This window comes from Paenimyroides baculatum (genome assembly GCF_008629655.1).
In the GTDB taxonomy this organism is placed as follows: Bacteria; Bacteroidota; Bacteroidia; order Flavobacteriales; family Flavobacteriaceae; genus Flavobacterium; species Flavobacterium baculatum.
In genome coordinates, this window is record NZ_VWSG01000002.1 from 222,902 (window position 1) to 239,593 (window position 16,692).

The window sequence follows — 16,692 nt, forward strand, 5'->3', positions numbered from 1 at the left end:
TTGTGCGGAGGACTTTTTTATTTCTACAAAAAGTCCTTTAAATATCCCCGATTCCTTTTTAGTATATTATTCTTTAACCTGAATGCGTTGTTTTTTCATTTTATCAATCTTACCAGGACTTCCAAAAACGTAAAACCATTTTTCCTTAAAGCTATTGGTCGATTTAATATCCTTAAGCATACTGTCGTATTCATGAAAATTCAAGTGCAGCGGATTTAGTTTATGATCGATTTTATGAGTAATACCGTAAGTTGGTTTTTCTTCTTCCAATTGATATGTTCCAAAAAATTTATCCCAGAAAATAAAGATCGCAGCAAAATTTTTATCTATGTATTTTTCGTCAGATCCATGATGAACCCTGTGGTTTGATGGTGTTACAAACAAAACTTCGAATATTCTAGGTAATTTCCCAATGTATTCTGTATGCTGCCAAAATTGAAACAAAACCGATATTTGATTTACAATAAAAAAGATCACGGGATGAAAACCTAGAAAAGCAACTGGTAAAAAGAAAAGTATTTTAAAATGCTGAACCCAGCTTAATCTAAAAGAAACAGTTAAGTTGTAATTGTCGGCACTGTGATGAATAACGTGTGTTGCCCAAAAAAAACGATTAAAATGCGAAACTCGGTGTGCCCAATAACTACATAAATCGTAAATTAACAAACACGGAAATAACGTCCACCAATTCAATTCCATTCTCCATGGAATTACATTATAAATGTAAACAGCTCCAGAAATAAACGCAACTTTAAGAACCAGATTAATGGCAACATTGCCCAAGCCTACAAACAAAGATCCCAAGCTTTCTTTAGTGTTGTAATTTCTTTTTTCAGAATACCATGAATACCAAATTTCTAATAAAGTAAAGAATGCCATTAACGGAATTGCGTAAATAATTAAATCGCCCGACTGTTGTTCTAATTCTTTAATGTTTTCATACGAAATTGGTGGTGCACCGAAAAAGTTACTCATACTTATAATTTTGATTTTCTATTTTACTACGCAGAAATTATGCCTAATTTTTTCAAGGTAGTTATTATATATGGAAAAATCAAACTAGTTTAATAACTTAAAAAAACAATTAGTCTCTTATTAATCTATAAATATCTTTAAAAAATATATTAATTCAAACCGATTGCAGACATTTGCACTTGAATTGAAATATCAAATTATTTCTTGCAGATATGAGTACCTCAATAAATTTAACACCAAAACATATCTTTTTAGCGTTGGTAACCGTTTTTGTATGGGGAACAAACTTTATTGCGATATATTTAGGATTAAAAGAACTACCTCCTTTTCTTTTTTGTACGATTCGTTTCGCACTTTCTGCACTTCCCTTTGTGTTTTTCTTACCTCGACCAAAAGCACCTATAATTTACATACTAGGTTTTGGACTATTCAATTTCGCATTGCAATTTGGATTGCTTTTCAGCGGAATTTATCTTGGTTTGTCTCCTGGATTGGCGTCACTAGTTATGCAGGTACAGGTATTTTTTTCCATAGGATTAGCTTTTTTATTTTTTAAGGAAAAACCTGACTGGTTTAAAATTTTGGGGTCATTGGTTTCGTTTGCTGGTATTGGTATTGTTGCGGCTCATGTAGGTGGCGATGTTACTCTTGTAGGACTTATACTAACCTTATTAGCTGCGTTAGCGTGGGCATCGGGAAATATGTTTACTAAAAAAATAAACGCCGGTTCACCACTTTCACTTGTTGTGTGGGGGAATCTTATTGCACTTCCATTTATGGCAGCAACATCGTACTTTATAGATGGTACAACAGCAATTACAAACTCATTAGAAAATATTTCATGGATAGCAATCGGCGCAATTGCTTACGTAGTTTACGTATCAACACATTTGGGTTACGGTATTTGGGGATCTCTGATTAAAATGTACCCAACATCAGTAGTTGTTCCGTTTACCTTGCTAATTCCTGTTGTAGGTTTTTTAAGTTCGGCTTTGTTTTTAGATGAACAATTAACCGATTGGAAACTTTGGGCTTCATTTTTTATCATGGGTGGATTAATTTTCAATTTATTTGAAAAAAAGATTTTAAACTTAATCAATCTTATCAAACCAAATAAAGTATAAATAAAGTATAAATATTGATTTATAGAGATAAGATATTAGATCGATCAATTCCGAAAGAAATTTGTATTTTAGAAGAAGTGACGTATTGGCATCTAATGCTAAAGCTTCTAAAATAAAACATCAAAAACTATTGCCGTTCCTTCCTATTTCTTTTTACTATAATATTTAAAGAAAGGCCATAAAAAAAACACCCCGAAGGGTGTAGTGACACTTTTCTTCCTCAATAAAAGTACCGGTTTGAAATCTATTTTACATAAATTTCTCTCCTAACCATAGTAGAAAGGGGAATAATAAACTAAGAGCACACCAGACTAAATAAGATAATTTTTGTTTCATAATTAAAATACTTAATTAGTTAATACTGATAACTTAATATCTAATAAAAGTAAATTATTAATAATTTTAAATATTTTTTTATCAGTGATAATAATTAAAAATAATACGACTTAAAGACTAAAGTTTTATAAGAAAACCTAACTATTGTTGCTCCTATATCACAAATCAATAAATTCTAGCTTACAGTACATACAAAACACAATTCAAATCGATTGTACAGAATTTCATTAGTTAACCATTATGAAAGAAATATTTATTTACTGAGACTTGATTATAATACAAGTCCATTCTAGCTCCTTGTTGTAGGCTTTCCTTAAGTGTGATTCTGTTAAATGTAATTGGTTTTTTTATCGAGAAACTAAATATTTTCAGTGGATGTTATTGTAAACGAAAAAGTACTGCCTGTTCCCGGTTCACTTACAACTTCTATACTACCACCTTGCGCTTCTATAAATTCTTTGCAGATTGCCAAACCTAATCCCGTGCCTTCTTTCTGAGTTCCGGGAACTCTGAAATAGCGCTCAAATATTTTATTTTGGTATTTTTCTGAGATGCCCGTTCCACTGTCTTTAACCAAAAATTTCACGTTGTTATTTTCTTTAATCAGGCTTAAGTGAACAACCGAATTATCGTAAGAATATCTAATGGCATTTGAAAGAAGGTTAATCAATACCCATGTTGTTTTCTGGCTGTCGGCCTGAATTTCAGGCAGATGATCTTCAATAGAAATAGCTATTTTAATATTCTTTTGTTCTGCCTGTGTTTTTGTAGCTTTTAAAGTGTGACGGACTATATCGGCAGTATTTACAGCACTAATATTCAACTGCATGTTTCCACTTTCGACCTGCGCGAGGTTTAAAAGTTCGGAAGTTATTTTTAAGAGTCGGTCTGTATCTTCGGTTATACTTTCCAAAAGTTGTTTCTGCTCTTTATTTAAACTACCCACATTTTCATTTTCCAATAACTGCAGGCTCATTTTCATAGATGAAATAGGTGTTTTGAATTCGTGCGAAACCGTTCCTATAAAGTTGGTTTTAGCCAGATCCAATTCTTTAAAAAGTGTAATATTTCTGAGCATAATTACGTGACCGATTAACTGCGATTGCTGTTCTCCGGTTGGGATAATATTAATGTCTATAATCTCTTTTTCGAAATAACTTTCTTTACCATTGGCGAAAATTTTTAGTGAATTTTCATTCTCTTTTTTTAGATCAGGATGAATCAAGTCTTTTATTAAATCTCTTATCAGATCATTGTTCACTGCAATATCCTGAATTTGTTTACCAATAAAATTCTCGGTTTTTAATCCTGAAATTTTCAATGCTTCTTCGTTTGCAAAAAGGACTTTCTTGTCTTCATCGATACCAATTACGGGATCGTGCATATTATTGATCAGGGCTTCGATGCGTTTTTTACCCTTGATGATTTTATCCAATTTACTTTCAGAATATTCTTCTAACTTTTCTGCCATTGTATTGAATGATTTTGCCAATTCACCAAACTCGTTATGATCTTGAAAATGCACACGTTCGCAGTAATTTTGATTAGCAATCTGTTTGATACTTTCTGTAAGTTCCCGTATAGGGTTGGCAATATTGCCCGGAAGGTTTACAAGCAGAACAAATGCAATTAGAAAACATGCAGTACCGATAACCGAAATCCATAACACAGCATTATCTGCAGTTGCATCTGCAATACTGCTTTTACGCTCAATAGCCTCCATGTTGAGCCGCATGAGCTCAGCAATATCTTCTCTTATACGAGATGTAAGCAAGGAATCTGCAGGATTTAATTTAAGGTTATTAAAATGATCTACTATATCTGCCGTTGCCTGCTGTTCGCCATTTTCGGTAACGTTTTGTTTCTGACTGTCAAGATTTTTCTCAAAAACCGATAAAGCATCTCTATCTGTCGCTATTTTTTCCAAAGCTAAAAGCATGTTTCTGGAATATTCCAAGGTATTGTAATTAGCAACCAGAATATTATTGGTATCTCTTTTTAGGGCATTTACATAAAATATACCCATAGTCGACAGTAAAATAATTAAGGCAAACAGTAAGCCTACACCGGATATTAATTTTGTCTTTATTTTCATTTTTCTATATTACTGTTATTGTAAAACGTGACTAGTAAAAAGTGAAATGAATTTGGTGTTCGTTTTAACTCAAATCATCTTAATTATTCCTTATTCACATCTTAATTTAAAGTTCAACTAAGTATAACTAAATCTACATTGTTAGAAGACAGTTTTTTTAAGAGCACATTAAACATACCCGTTGCCCTAATTACTTTCCAAAGTGTTAAATGCGGTTTTCCAATACAGACCGTTGTAATTTTCTTTTCTTCTACTTGGTTTATAATCTCTTTCGCGATTGATTGGCTTTTGACCTTAATAATTTCAGCACCTAATTCTGAAGCTAATTTATAATTATTTATGAGATGTCTTTGCTTGTTCAAGGCTATTTTATCGGCATTTTCATAAGGTGTCTGCACATACAGCACATACCATTTGCTGTGATAATAACTGGCAAGCCTTGCCGTTTTTTTAATGACCTTTTTTGCAGACTTTTCGTTACTGCTGATACAAGCCAGAAAACGTTCATGCTTTATGGTATTGGATTTTATGACTTCTGTTTCTACTTTTCGGTTTACCTGTGAAGCAACTTCCTTTAAAGCCAGTTCACGCAGTTGTAAAATATGATCGCTTTGAAAAAAATTGGTTAAAGCTGTTGTTATTTTTTCTGCCTGATAAATTTTACCTTCTTTCAGTCTTGCTATCAGTTCATCTGCTGTAAGGTCTATATTCACCACCTCATCTGCCTGGTCTAACACACTATCCGGAATTCTTTCGTTTACGGTAACGCCTGTAATATTTTTAATTTCATCGTTCAAACTTTCGATATGCTGAATATTGACCGCCGAGATAACATTGATGCCCGCATCTAAAATATCCAATACATCCTGCCAACGTTTTTCGTTTTTACTTCCCTCAATATTGGTGTGTGCCAATTCGTCTACAATCACCACTTCCGGGCGAAGATTGATCACTGCTTGTACATCCAATTCCTCCAATTCTTTTCCTTTATAAAAAAGTTTTCGCCTTGGAATAACTGGAAGCCCATCCAGCAAAGCAGCGGTTTCTACACGATTATGTGTTTCGATGTAGCCGATTTTTACATCAATACCGTTGCGCAGCAGGTTGTGCGCTTCCTGCAACATTCGGTAGGTTTTGCCCACACCGGCACTCATGCCAATATATAGTTTAAATTTTCCTCTCCTTGATTTTTTAATCAGGGAAAGGAAATGTTCTGCTGTTCTTTTTTCTTCGTCCATTAATTTTAAGTAAGATGTAAAGAGTGAAAAGTGAGAAGTGAAAGGGGAAAACGGGAACTCATTTCGCTTTTTACATTTCTCCTATCACATTTCACCCTAGTTTTTCACCATAACCTTTTTAGAAGCTGATTGCTAATGCAGTAGTAGCTGAAAAACTATTTTTTGTAAAGCTTTCATTTCGTTTTTCAAAAACATGATCTTTACTGCTTAGGTTTTTAATTTCTGTACGCCATACCAAATTGGGTAGAATAACATAATCGGCATTTAGGGAATAACCAAAAGTTTTAAATCCTTTTGGTGTTCCGGTTGCAATAATTACACCTGCTTTGTCCTCGTAATATTCGCCTCTTGCCGTAAGACTGAATTTATCGGTAGCATTATATTTTGCAACCAAAACCGTTGTGTACCAGGTGTTGTAATCACTACTGCCTTTTTCTTTTTGCTCCGCACCAATATCAAATCCTGCTGTAATTCCGAATTTTTCATTGATTTGATAAATAGCATAGAGGTTATGAAAATAACGCATTTGTTGGATGCTGTCGGGTTTGTCATTTCCAATAAATGAACCGCTGTTCAAAGTTAATTTCGCATTGGGTTTATAGGTTAACTGATGCCCGAAAGCGGGTGTGGAATTACCTTCTGCACGTTGTATGCGTTGCCATCCGTTCAAAATTAATCCACTTACAAACCATTTTCCACTTGGCGATGTGTAAGATATTTTTGCACCTGTTTCAAAGTAGGGAGAATTGTCGGCGAACAAACTTCGCGTCAATGTCCAGTTGTCTTTCCCTACGGCACTTTCAAAACCAAGATGAGAAGAAAAAATACCGGCATCAATCCACAAACCGTGCTTTTTAGAAATCTTAAGCCCCACATTGCCTTCATAGATGTTTTTTAAGACATCTGGTTCTGCAGCGTAGTTCACGGTCATATAAGAACCCACGCCAAGTGCGAGATTGGCTCTCAGTTTTTCGCTGCTGTAATTGGCTTTTAGGTAAGCAAGATTTAAACTTACTTCATTGTTTCGATTATGGCTGTACACAAATCCCGGACGTTTATTATTGAGTGGATTATTGGCATCAGACTGATAATAAACTTCGGCATAACCACTGATGGTTAATGGTTTATTTTCCCTTATTATCGTATCATTTTGTGCCATTACACTTGCAGTGCTACCCATAAGAATAGCAGCTATTATCATATTTTTCATTTTTCATTTTTTGTTAAATGTGAGAAGGGAAAGGTGAAATGGGAAAAGGAAAGTGAAAAATGATTTACTACGTTTTTCTTCTTACTTCTCACTCCTTACTTTTTACTATTCACTTAATTTATCCAATGCAATGTTGAGTTTCAAGACATTTATCTTTTCGGGTCCAAATAAGCCTGCTAATGGTTTGTCTGTATGTTCTGCGATAAGCTGTTCCAGTTTTCGAACGTCAACATTCCTGATTTTTGCAATACGTTTTATCTGAACTTTTGCTGCCTGTACAGAAATGTGCGGGTCCAGCCCACTGCCACTTGCCGTAACCATATCCACCGGAATTTCTGATTTTGTAATCTCCGGATTATGTACTAAAAATGTATCGATACGGGTTTGAACTTCCGTAAGATATTCTTCATTGGACGGGCCTTTATTGCTACCGCCGGAACCGGCAGCATTGTAACCAACGGCCGATGGACGCGACCAGAAATAGTTGTCTTCAGTAAAAGACTGCCCTATATTGCTGTAATATTGTTGACCTTTATGTTCTATAATTTCTCCTTTCCCATTATTAGGAGCAAACTGTGCTATACCCCAAACTGCAAGTGGATAAATGACCGCAAAAAATACAATGTTAACTGCTGTGAGCTTGATAGCCGGTAAAATATGTTTTTTCATTTTAATTGTTTTGTATGTGAAATGTTTTTAGTGAAAAGTGAGATGTATATAGTGAAAAGTAAAATGTTGTTGGTGAAATGTGATTGTGGAATGAAGTTTCCACTTTTCACTTCTCACTTATTTACTTCTCACCTTTCACTTTTTACTTATTTACTTCTCACTTATTACTTTTTTAAATAAATAATGACACTACGATATCGATTAATTTAATCCCTATGAACGGAACAATAACGCCGCCCAAACCGTAGATAAAAAGACTTCTACGGAGTAATGCCGATGCACCGATTGGTTTGTAAGCAACCCCTTTCAAAGCCAGTGGAATAAGAAACGGAATGATAATCGCATTGAAGATTACAGCCGATAAAATGGCACTTTGCGGACTGGAAAGATTCATAATATTCAGACTTTGCAATGCCGGAATGGCTGTAATAAACAAGGCCGGAATAATCGCAAAATATTTAGCCACATCATTCGCAATACTGAATGTAGTAAGCGTTCCACGGGTCATTAACAACTGTTTTCCGATTTCTACCACTTCAATTAATTTGGTAGGATCATTGTCTAAATCCACCATATTTCCGGCTTCTTTTGCAGCTTGTGTTCCGCTGTTCATGGCTACCCCCACATCTGCCTGTGCCAATGCCGGTGCATCATTGGTACCGTCGCCCATCATGGCGACCAATCTTCCTTCAGCCTGTTCTTTCTTGATGTAATTCATTTTATCTTCCGGTTTTGCTTCGGCAATAAAATCATCTACACCCGCTTTTTCAGCTATGAATTTGGCTGTTAAAGGATTATCACCTGTAACCATTACGGTTTTAATACCCATTTTTCGCAAACGTTCAAACCGTTCCTGAATACCGGGTTTAATGATGTCTTGCAATTCAATTACACCCAGTGCTTTTTCATTTTCCGAAACCACTAAAGGAGTTCCGCCATTGCTCGATATTTCCTTTACCTTTTCTTCAATTTCTTTAGGGAAAACATTGTCTGCTTTTTCTACAATATTCCTAATAGCATCGGTTGATCCTTTGCGAATTCGGGTATTTTTAAAGTCAATTCCAGAGCTTCTTGTTTCAGCAGAAAACTGTATGAAATGCGGCTCATCAACTTGAAAACTCAATGGATTTACGCCCGCCAATTCAATAATCGACTTTCCTTCCGGGGTATCATCACTCATAGAACTCAATACGGCGGCACGTATCAGCTGCTTCTCATCAATGGTATTTGCAGGATAAAAATGAGTAGCTTTTCTGTTTCCTATGGTAATAGTACCTGTTTTGTCTAATAGCAATACATCAATATCTCCGGCTGTTTCCACGGCTTTTCCGCTTTTGGTGATCACATTGGCACGCAGAGCTCTGTCCATTCCTGCAATACCGATGGCAGAAAGCAAACCGCCAATTGTGGTAGGAATCAAGCACACAAACAACGCAATAAATGAGGCGATGGTAATGGGTGCATTGGCATAATCTGCAAAAGGTTTCAAGGTTACCGTTACAATGATAAATACCAATGTAAAGCCTGCCAACAGAATCGTCAAGGCAATTTCATTGGGTGTTTTTTGTCTAGATGCACCTTCTACCAAAGCAATCATCTTGTCCAAAAAACTTTCGCCGGGTTCGGTGGTTACTTTTACTTTTATTTTGTCTGATAAAACTTTGGTACCGCCCGTTACTGAGCTTTTATCTCCACCGGATTCTCTGATTACGGGTGCGGATTCACCGGTAATGGCACTTTCGTCAATCGTTGCCAAACCTTCTATAATTTCGCCATCGGTGGCAATAGCATCTCCTGCTTCGCAAATAAAAACATCTCCTTTTTTAAGCTGGGAAGAAGATATGATTTGACCGTTTTCTAATCTGGCCGGCGTTTCTTCCCGTGTTTTTCTTAAACTGTCTGCCTGTGCTTTTCCTCTTGCTTCGGCAATGGCTTCGGCGAAATTGGCGAAAAGCAAAGTAAGTAACAGGATTAAAAAGACCGAGAAATTGTAGCCGAAACTTCCTTGATTGGTTGCTCCAAACAATGTCCATAAAGAAACGACGAACATCACGGCAGTTCCTATTTCTACGGTAAACATTACCGGATTTCGAAACATTAATTTGGGATTGAGTTTCACAAAAGAGTGCTTGAAAGCTTCGTTCAGCAAATCTTTTTGAAACAATGATTTATTATCTGATTTCATTTTTTAATTTGTAAAATGTTATTTGTGAAAAGTTATTTGTGAAAAGTTATTTGTGAAATGAAAATGTTTATTTTAGTAAAAAACATTTCTTATGAAACCACACCAAAAATTAAACGTATGGGTAAATAGTTTCAAGTTTGTTAAAACACTTTATGAAACTACGAACACTTTTCCTGCCGAAGAAAAATTTGGATTAACATCGCAGATTCGTAGAGCTGCTGTTTCAGTTCCTGTTAACATTGCCGAAGGATCTGCGAGAAAAGGCAAAAAAGAGTTCATACAATTTCTATACATCTCATTGGGTTCATTGACAGAACTTGACACTTTAATTCTATTAAGTTGTGATTTAGGATTTATCTCAGGTGATAAGACAACCTTGCTGATAAACGAAATGGACTCCATTGGTAAAATGATATATGGTTTGATTAAAAAACTTGAAGGCGAGATGTGACGGAGGTGAGAAGTGAGATGTTTTTTGTGTGAGAAGGGATCAGTAAAAAGTGAGATGTTTTTGTGAAAAGTATAACTCTTACTTCTCATTAATCACTTTTTACCCTTTGTCTTTTCCCATTTTTACTTCTCACCTATCACTACTTCATTGAAAAATATTCTGCAATTGGACCCAATGTCAACGCCGGAAAAAACGACAATGCTGCTATGATTGCGATTACCGCGAATACCATTAAACCAAATGTTGCCGTATCAGTTTTTAACGTTCCGTTGCCTTCAGGAATGTATTTTTTGTTAGCCAAGAATCCTGCAATGGCAATCGGTCCGATGATGGGTAAGAATCTTCCCAAAATCAATACAAAACCGGTTGTGATGTTCCACCACAAATTATTGTCACCCAATCCTTCAAACCCGCTACCGTTGTTGGCTGCAGAGGATGTGTATTCGTACAAAATTTCACTAAAACCATGGAAACCGGGATTGTTCAAAGTTGAAGCTCCATGCTCTGGAAATGCCGTTGCTAAAGCGGTTCCCACCAATATTAAAAATGGATGCAGCAAAGCGATAATCATTGCAATCTTCATTTCTCTTGCTTCAATTTTTTTTCCCATAAATTCGGGTGTACGTCCTACCATTAATCCACTGATAAAAACAGCGAGGATAATGAAGATGAAAAAGTTGAGCAATCCCACGCCACAACCGCCATAAAAGGCATTAACCATCATTGCGAGTAATTCATTCATTCCAGACAAAGGCATGGTACTGTCATGCATCGCATTAACCGAACCAGTAGAAATTACGGTGGTTACAATACTCCAAAATCCTGTAGCAGCCGCACCAAACCTGATTTCCTTTCCTTCTGTTGCTCCTAATGAATTATCGATTCCCATTGCAGAAATGGCAGGGTTTCCATTCATTTCCATATTGATGTTGGGAATAGTGAGGAGTAAAAATCCAACGGTCATCACACCAAAAATCATCCATGAGAACTTCTTTCTCCTAATGAAATAACCAAATGCAAAAATCATTGCCAAGGGAATAATCAGCTGAGCAACCATCTCTACCATATTGGTAAAATAGTTGGGATTTTCGAACGGATGGGCAGAATTGACTCCAAAGAAACCACCGCCATTGGTACCCACGTGTTTGATGGCAATAAATGCGGCAGCCGGCCCGGTAGAAACATTTACGGTATCGCCCTGTAAAGACGTGATTTGATCTTTGCCTTCAAAAGTCATGGGTGTGCCACTGAAAACCAATAGCAGAGCCACGATAAACGAAACAGGCAATAAAATTCTGGTACAGGATTTTATTAGAAATTCATAGAAATTACCTAATTTATCGGTTGTTTTTTCTCGGAAAACTTTAAACAAAATGGCTGCCGCTGCCAAGCCTGTTCCGGCACTTACAAACTGTAAAAACATTAACCACATTTGCCCCAGATAGCTCATTCCTGTTTCACCGGAATAGTGTTGCAGATTGCAATTGACCACAAAAGAAATGGTGGTATTAAATGCCAAATCAGGACTCATATTCGGGTTTTTATCCGGGTTGAGCGGCAACCACTGCTGCGTCATTAAAATAGCCATACCCAACAGGAACCAAACAAGATTAATGGTCAGCATAGCAACCATGTGTTCTTTCCAGTTCATTTCTTTGCTGGGATTGATACCGCTGATTTTGTAAAATATTTTTTCTATGGGATTAAAAACGGGGTCGAGCAAGGTTTTCTCGCCGCCATAAACTTTTGCAATGTATATACCTAACGGCAGTGCTAAAACAAGTGCAGCAACAAACATTGCGATTATACCTAATATTTCTGTATTCATTTTTTATTTTTTTGTGAAATGTTTTTTTGTGAAATGTGAGATGTGATTAGTGAAAAGTAAGTAGTAAAATAAACTTGCTGTTTTCACCTCTTATTTTTTACTTCTTTCTCAAAATCGATCTATTAAAATTTTTCGGGTTTCAGCAAAACGTAAACGATATAGGCGAAAACGCCTGCTGCCAGGAAGAAAAGTGCTATCATAATTATTGTATTTTAATAAGTTGTGGTTGATACTGCTGTGTGTAAACCGCTTTAAACGGCAGCGGTATCTTTTTATAAATAAGATTCCATTGTTCGGTAGTAGCTCTTTTTTGAATTCCATTAAAAGAACGTACAAACAGATTTTCTACAATGTATCTTATATACTGGTCGCCGTTCATATAAACCCAATAAACAAAGCCTATGCGCCGGCTTACCGTCTTGACCCTGCCCTGAACAACCAACTGCTTTAAGTTATTGACCACAGCCTGCAGAACCCCCGGGAAATTTCCGTATTTAGAAAGACTTCTTATCTCAACTTTAATTTCTGAAAAACGACATCCCAGATAAGCGGAAGCCCTTAATGGTGTAATTTGGTACATGACTTATATTTTTTCAAAAAAACCGACTGATTTATAAAAGATTGCGAAGCAGGCACAACCTGCAATTATTAGAATGAGTGTTAACATTTTTTTGCTGTTTAGTTATTGGGATTAAATTCAAAATCAGATCGCAGAACTGTAAATCTGTTTCAGATAAACAGCCTGAAGGCTTTGTGGCAGTATATTAATCAACCGTTTACGATGGGAAAGTATGCACGAAGCAAGGACTGCATCCAATGAAAAAACAAATACATCGGTAACGGCAGTTTTAAGTACGGCATCTCCTTTGATATAAATATTCCCTATAAGTTTCATGCACTTATCCGTCATTAAATCGTTGTGCTGTTCTATCATTTTACGCGTATAACGTGTAACTGATCTAACTACTGCAAAAGGATTTCTGCCATTGGCTGTTCTTGTTATTTCAGGCTCGAGTTCAGGTAAGACAGCAGCTATTTCGACAATTAATTTAGTTTGATTCATTTTGACTGTAATTTGTTTTACTGCTTTATACCAACCAGATGCCAGATTTAGAATACCAACACAAAAGCACTAACTATCAATAACTTATAATTACAATTAAAAAGTAGCGCATAAAAAAAGCCTATCAAAATGATAGGCTTTTTCTCAAAACGATACGGTAAGATAATTTACAGACCATATTCTTCGATTTTACGGTAGAGGGTGGCAGTGCCTATTTCGAGCAGTCTTGCTGTTTCGGCTTTGTTGCCACCGGTATGGTTAAGAACCTTTTGAATATGAAGTTTTTCGACACTCTGCATTGAAAATGCCGAAAGTTGCCTGCCAATTACAGCACTTGATTTCACTTGAATTTCCACAGGTAAATCATCAAGCGATAATTCATTCCCGTTGGAAAGGATTACAGCTCTTTCTATCACATTTTTCAATTCCCGAATATTTCCATTCCATTGATGTTGTTGCAACGCCGTAATAAAATCAGCATGGATTGCAGTTATTTTTTTATTCATTTTCAATGCGAAAATACCGGTAAAATGATGTGCTAAAATCTCGAGATCGGCTACTCTTTCACGCAATGCCGGCAATTGTATTTGAAACACAGATATACGGTAGAACAAATCTTCACGAAAATGCCAGTGCTCAATCTCTTGCTTTAGATCACGATTGGTAGCAGCAATAATACGCACATTTACTTTAGTGGGCTTTGTTTCGCCAACCTTTATAAACTCACCCGATTCAATCACCCGCAGTAATTTTGCCTGTAAATCTAAAGCCATTTCACCCAATTCGTCTAAAAATATGGTTCCATTATGGGCTTCTTCAAACAAACCTTTTTGGTCCTTCGCCGCACCGGTAAAGGCTCCAGCTTTATGACCAAACATTTCACTCTCCAACAAATCTTTGCTGAAAGCCGAGCAATTTATGGCAACAAAATTCTCTTTACTGCGGTTACTTTCGTGATGGATTGCTTGTGCAAACACTTCTTTACCAGTTCCTGTTTCACCGGTTAAAAGTATAGTCGTATCCGTTTTTGCAACCTTTTTAGCCAGTTCAACAGCCTGTAAAATTGGCTTTGATTTTCCGATAATTTTATCAAAAGAATGTTTGCCTTCCAGCTGTTTTTCCAACTTTAATAATCTATTATTAAGCGCAGCTTTTTCGATAGCCCGATAAAGCAACGGGATGATTCTGTTATTGTCGTCGCCTTTTGTAATATAATCAAATGCACCATTTTTTATTGCCTGAACACCATCGGGGATATTGCCGTAAGCAGTTAGCAAAATGATTTCTGTGGCGGGATATTTTTCTTTAATAATTTTTGAAAGTTCCACACCGCTGCCATCGGGCAATTTCACATCGCAAAGCACTACATCTACCGTTTGTCTGGATAATTTCTGCAATCCCGTTTTACAGTCGGCAACCTGTATTACTTCAAACCCTTCCAGAGTAATGATCCTTGCAAGCAGTGTGCGAAGTTTCTCTTCGTCGTCTATTATCAATACTTTTTTCAAAACCTACCTTTTTAAGATCTATCAGTAATTTTACGTTTTAAATCAAACGCTTTTACCGGTTGGTAAACCAACGGAATATGTTCGATCAACACATCGTTTCTGTCCAGACCAAATGCCTGTTCATCTTTTTGGGCAAACTGTTTAAGGAAGAAATACGATTTTAAGGTAATGCTTTCTTTGATTGCAAATTCGTTATCTACCGAAAGATATGCCTGTAAAACGATAAATTTAAAATCGATGGAAGGATTGTATTTGGTACTTCCATTATTACGCAGGTGCAGATTAAGTTCTTTGTTGGCTATTAAATCGTCAATCACTTTTTCGAAATACAGTTCGGTTTTTGGCTGTATGCGGAAACCTATGTTCAATACAATTTTAATAACCTTATCGTCTACCAGTTCAGACACTTCATAATTTAAGGTATAGGGATTGTTTGTTCTGTTGATATGGAAAAACCAGTAAACATCTGCCCTTTTAGGTTTTTTATCGAATATTGAACGGATAATTCTGGCTTCGATCTGATCTCTTCTATCTGCTTTTGTAAGGTAAATTAAATGCGTTGTAAATTTCGGGATGCTTTCATCATTACTCAACTCTGCAATGGTATGGGCGTATTTACCCAAATCTTCGAATTTGGTATAACTGCTGTTTATTTTTCTGGCGAAATAACTTACATACATTACAAAAAAGAATATTCCACCTGCAATCACGGTTATGTAACCACCTTCTTGGAACTTAACCACATTGGCAACAAAGAACGACAATTCGATAAGAAGAAATACCGCCAAAAACAGGAGTACCAGCAGCTTGTTCCACTTTAACTTGAACAACAGGAAGTAAGACAGCAGAACGGTAGTAGTAATCATTGCCAAAGTAATGGCAAGACCATATGCGGCTTCCATGTGTGACGAATCTTGAAAATAAAGAATTACAAGAACACAGCCTATCCACAATAAATTATTTACACTTGGTATATAAATCTGTCCTTTGGTATCAGAAGGCTGCTTAACCCCTACTCTTTGCCAGAAATTAAGGTTTATAGCTTCGTTAATCAGTGTAAACGAACCGCTTATCAATGCCTGTGAAGCAACTATAGCCGCCAGCGTTGCAATTACTATACCCGGTATTAAGAACCATTCGGGCATCATTTCAAAAAACGGGTTACGCCCGTTCAGGTGCAAACCACCGTGATTTAGCAACCATGATGCCTGTCCCAGGTAATTTACAATAAGACACAGTTTTACAAATGCCCATGTAATGCGGATATTATCTTTACCGCAATGCCCCAGATCAGAGTACAATGCTTCTGCACCTGTAGTACATAAGAATACCGCACCCAAAAGCCAGAATCCCTGAGGATAATGCGTTAACAGTTCATACGCATAATAGGGATTCAATGCACGAATTACAGATGGTGACTGAACCACCTGGAAAAGTCCGATTGCCAGCAGCACGGAAAACCAGATCATCATAACCGGGCCAAATGCCTTACCCATTTTGTGCGATCCGAAGCGCTGCAGGAAGAATACAAGCGATACTACTGCAATAACAACAGGTACCACAGGAATATGCTTTAAACCGTTGATTTTTTCCAATCCTTCAATAGCCGAAGTTACAGATACAGCAGGTGTAATCATCCCATCTGCAAGCAGTGCCGCAGCACCAATCATGGTAGGTATAACCAATTTTTTACCGTACCGCCTTACAAGCGAATATAAAGAAAAAATACCGCCTTCGCCCTGGTTATCTGCTTTCAGGGTTAGCCATACATATTTTATGGTAGTCTGCAGAACAAGTGTCCAAAAAACGCAAGACACACCGCCTAAAACCAATAATTCGGAGATTTCTCTTTTTCCGATGATTGCCTTAAAGGTGTAAAGCGGACTGGTACCTATATCGCCATATATAATGCCAAGGGCAACAAGTAAAGTAGCAAAAGTTATTTTACTGTGGTTATTTACCAAAGAATGACCTGTGTTTGGTATAGATGAATTTTCTTTCATTTATATA

14 protein-coding genes are annotated in these 16,692 nt (G+C 36.5%); 2 read left to right on the top strand and 12 right to left on the bottom strand.

What is annotated here, in order from left to right; translation table 11 throughout:
• Window positions 1–66: 66 nt before the first annotated feature.
• Window positions 67–975 (bottom strand): sterol desaturase family protein, encoded by a 909-nt coding sequence (locus F0460_RS03585; RefSeq protein ID WP_150010335.1) that lies wholly within the window; start codon window positions 973–975, stop codon window positions 67–69.
• A gap of 212 nt (window positions 976–1,187) precedes the next feature.
• Between F0460_RS03585 and F0460_RS03590 the strand changes: the two genes are divergently transcribed.
• Window positions 1,188–2,099: an EamA family transporter gene (locus F0460_RS03590; RefSeq protein WP_150010337.1), complete on the top strand. Its 912-nt coding sequence runs from the start codon at window positions 1,188–1,190 to the stop codon at window positions 2,097–2,099.
• Between the two features lie 694 nt (window positions 2,100–2,793).
• On the opposite strand, the gene F0460_RS03595 is transcribed toward F0460_RS03590, so the two are convergent.
• The 5 genes from F0460_RS03595 to kdpB form a co-directional block, all read right to left on the bottom strand.
• The gene (locus F0460_RS03595) at window positions 2,794–4,530 is read right to left on the bottom strand and encodes an ATP-binding protein (RefSeq protein WP_150010339.1); all 1,737 of its coding nucleotides are present in this window, start codon (window positions 4,528–4,530) and stop codon (window positions 2,794–2,796) included.
• Window positions 4,531–4,643: 113 nt separating this feature from the next.
• Window positions 4,644–5,768: a sensor protein KdpD gene (locus F0460_RS03600; protein ID WP_150010340.1), complete on the bottom strand. Its 1,125-nt coding sequence runs from the start codon at window positions 5,766–5,768 to the stop codon at window positions 4,644–4,646.
• Window positions 5,769–5,886: 118 nt separating this feature from the next.
• On the bottom strand, window positions 5,887–6,978 hold the full coding sequence (locus F0460_RS03605; protein ID WP_150010342.1) for a porin: 1,092 nt from the start codon (window positions 6,976–6,978) through the stop codon (window positions 5,887–5,889).
• 105 nt (window positions 6,979–7,083) lie between these two features.
• Complete coding sequence (locus F0460_RS03610; protein ID WP_150010344.1) at window positions 7,084–7,647, bottom strand: K(+)-transporting ATPase subunit C; 564 nt, start codon at window positions 7,645–7,647, stop codon at window positions 7,084–7,086.
• A gap of 172 nt (window positions 7,648–7,819) precedes the next feature.
• The gene (kdpB, locus tag F0460_RS03615; RefSeq protein ID WP_150010346.1) at window positions 7,820–9,832 is read right to left on the bottom strand and encodes a potassium-transporting ATPase subunit KdpB; all 2,013 of its coding nucleotides are present in this window, start codon (window positions 9,830–9,832) and stop codon (window positions 7,820–7,822) included.
• Window positions 9,833–9,923: 91 nt separating this feature from the next.
• On the opposite strand from kdpB, the gene F0460_RS03620 reads away from it, so the two are divergent.
• Window positions 9,924–10,283, top strand: a complete 360-nt coding sequence (locus F0460_RS03620) for a four helix bundle protein (RefSeq protein ID WP_150010348.1) — start codon at window positions 9,924–9,926, stop codon at window positions 10,281–10,283.
• 139 nt (window positions 10,284–10,422) lie between these two features.
• Here the strand turns inward: F0460_RS03620 and kdpA are convergent, their stop codons facing one another.
• The 6 genes from kdpA to F0460_RS03650 form a co-directional block, all read right to left on the bottom strand.
• Complete coding sequence (gene kdpA, locus F0460_RS03625) at window positions 10,423–12,111, bottom strand: potassium-transporting ATPase subunit KdpA (protein ID WP_150010350.1); 1,689 nt, start codon at window positions 12,109–12,111, stop codon at window positions 10,423–10,425.
• Between the two features lie 122 nt (window positions 12,112–12,233).
• A complete protein-coding gene (locus F0460_RS16415; RefSeq protein WP_223810762.1) occupies window positions 12,234–12,311 on the bottom strand; it encodes a potassium-transporting ATPase subunit F in 78 nt (25 codons plus the stop codon).
• A gap of 2 nt (window positions 12,312–12,313) precedes the next feature.
• Window positions 12,314–12,691 carry a DUF7674 family protein gene (locus F0460_RS03635; RefSeq protein ID WP_150010352.1) on the bottom strand — a complete coding sequence of 126 codons (378 nt, stop codon included), beginning with the start codon at window positions 12,689–12,691 and terminating at the stop codon, window positions 12,314–12,316.
• Window positions 12,692–12,814: 123 nt separating this feature from the next.
• Window positions 12,815–13,174, bottom strand: coding sequence for a DUF7674 family protein (locus tag F0460_RS03640; protein WP_150010354.1), 360 nt, complete (start codon window positions 13,172–13,174; stop codon window positions 12,815–12,817).
• Between the two features lie 167 nt (window positions 13,175–13,341).
• Window positions 13,342–14,682 (bottom strand): sigma-54-dependent transcriptional regulator, encoded by a 1,341-nt coding sequence (locus F0460_RS03645; protein WP_150010356.1) that lies wholly within the window; start codon window positions 14,680–14,682, stop codon window positions 13,342–13,344.
• Between the two features lie 11 nt (window positions 14,683–14,693).
• Window positions 14,694–16,685: a KUP/HAK/KT family potassium transporter gene (locus tag F0460_RS03650; protein WP_150010358.1), complete on the bottom strand. Its 1,992-nt coding sequence runs from the start codon at window positions 16,683–16,685 to the stop codon at window positions 14,694–14,696.
• Between the last annotated feature and the right edge of the window lie 7 nt (window positions 16,686–16,692).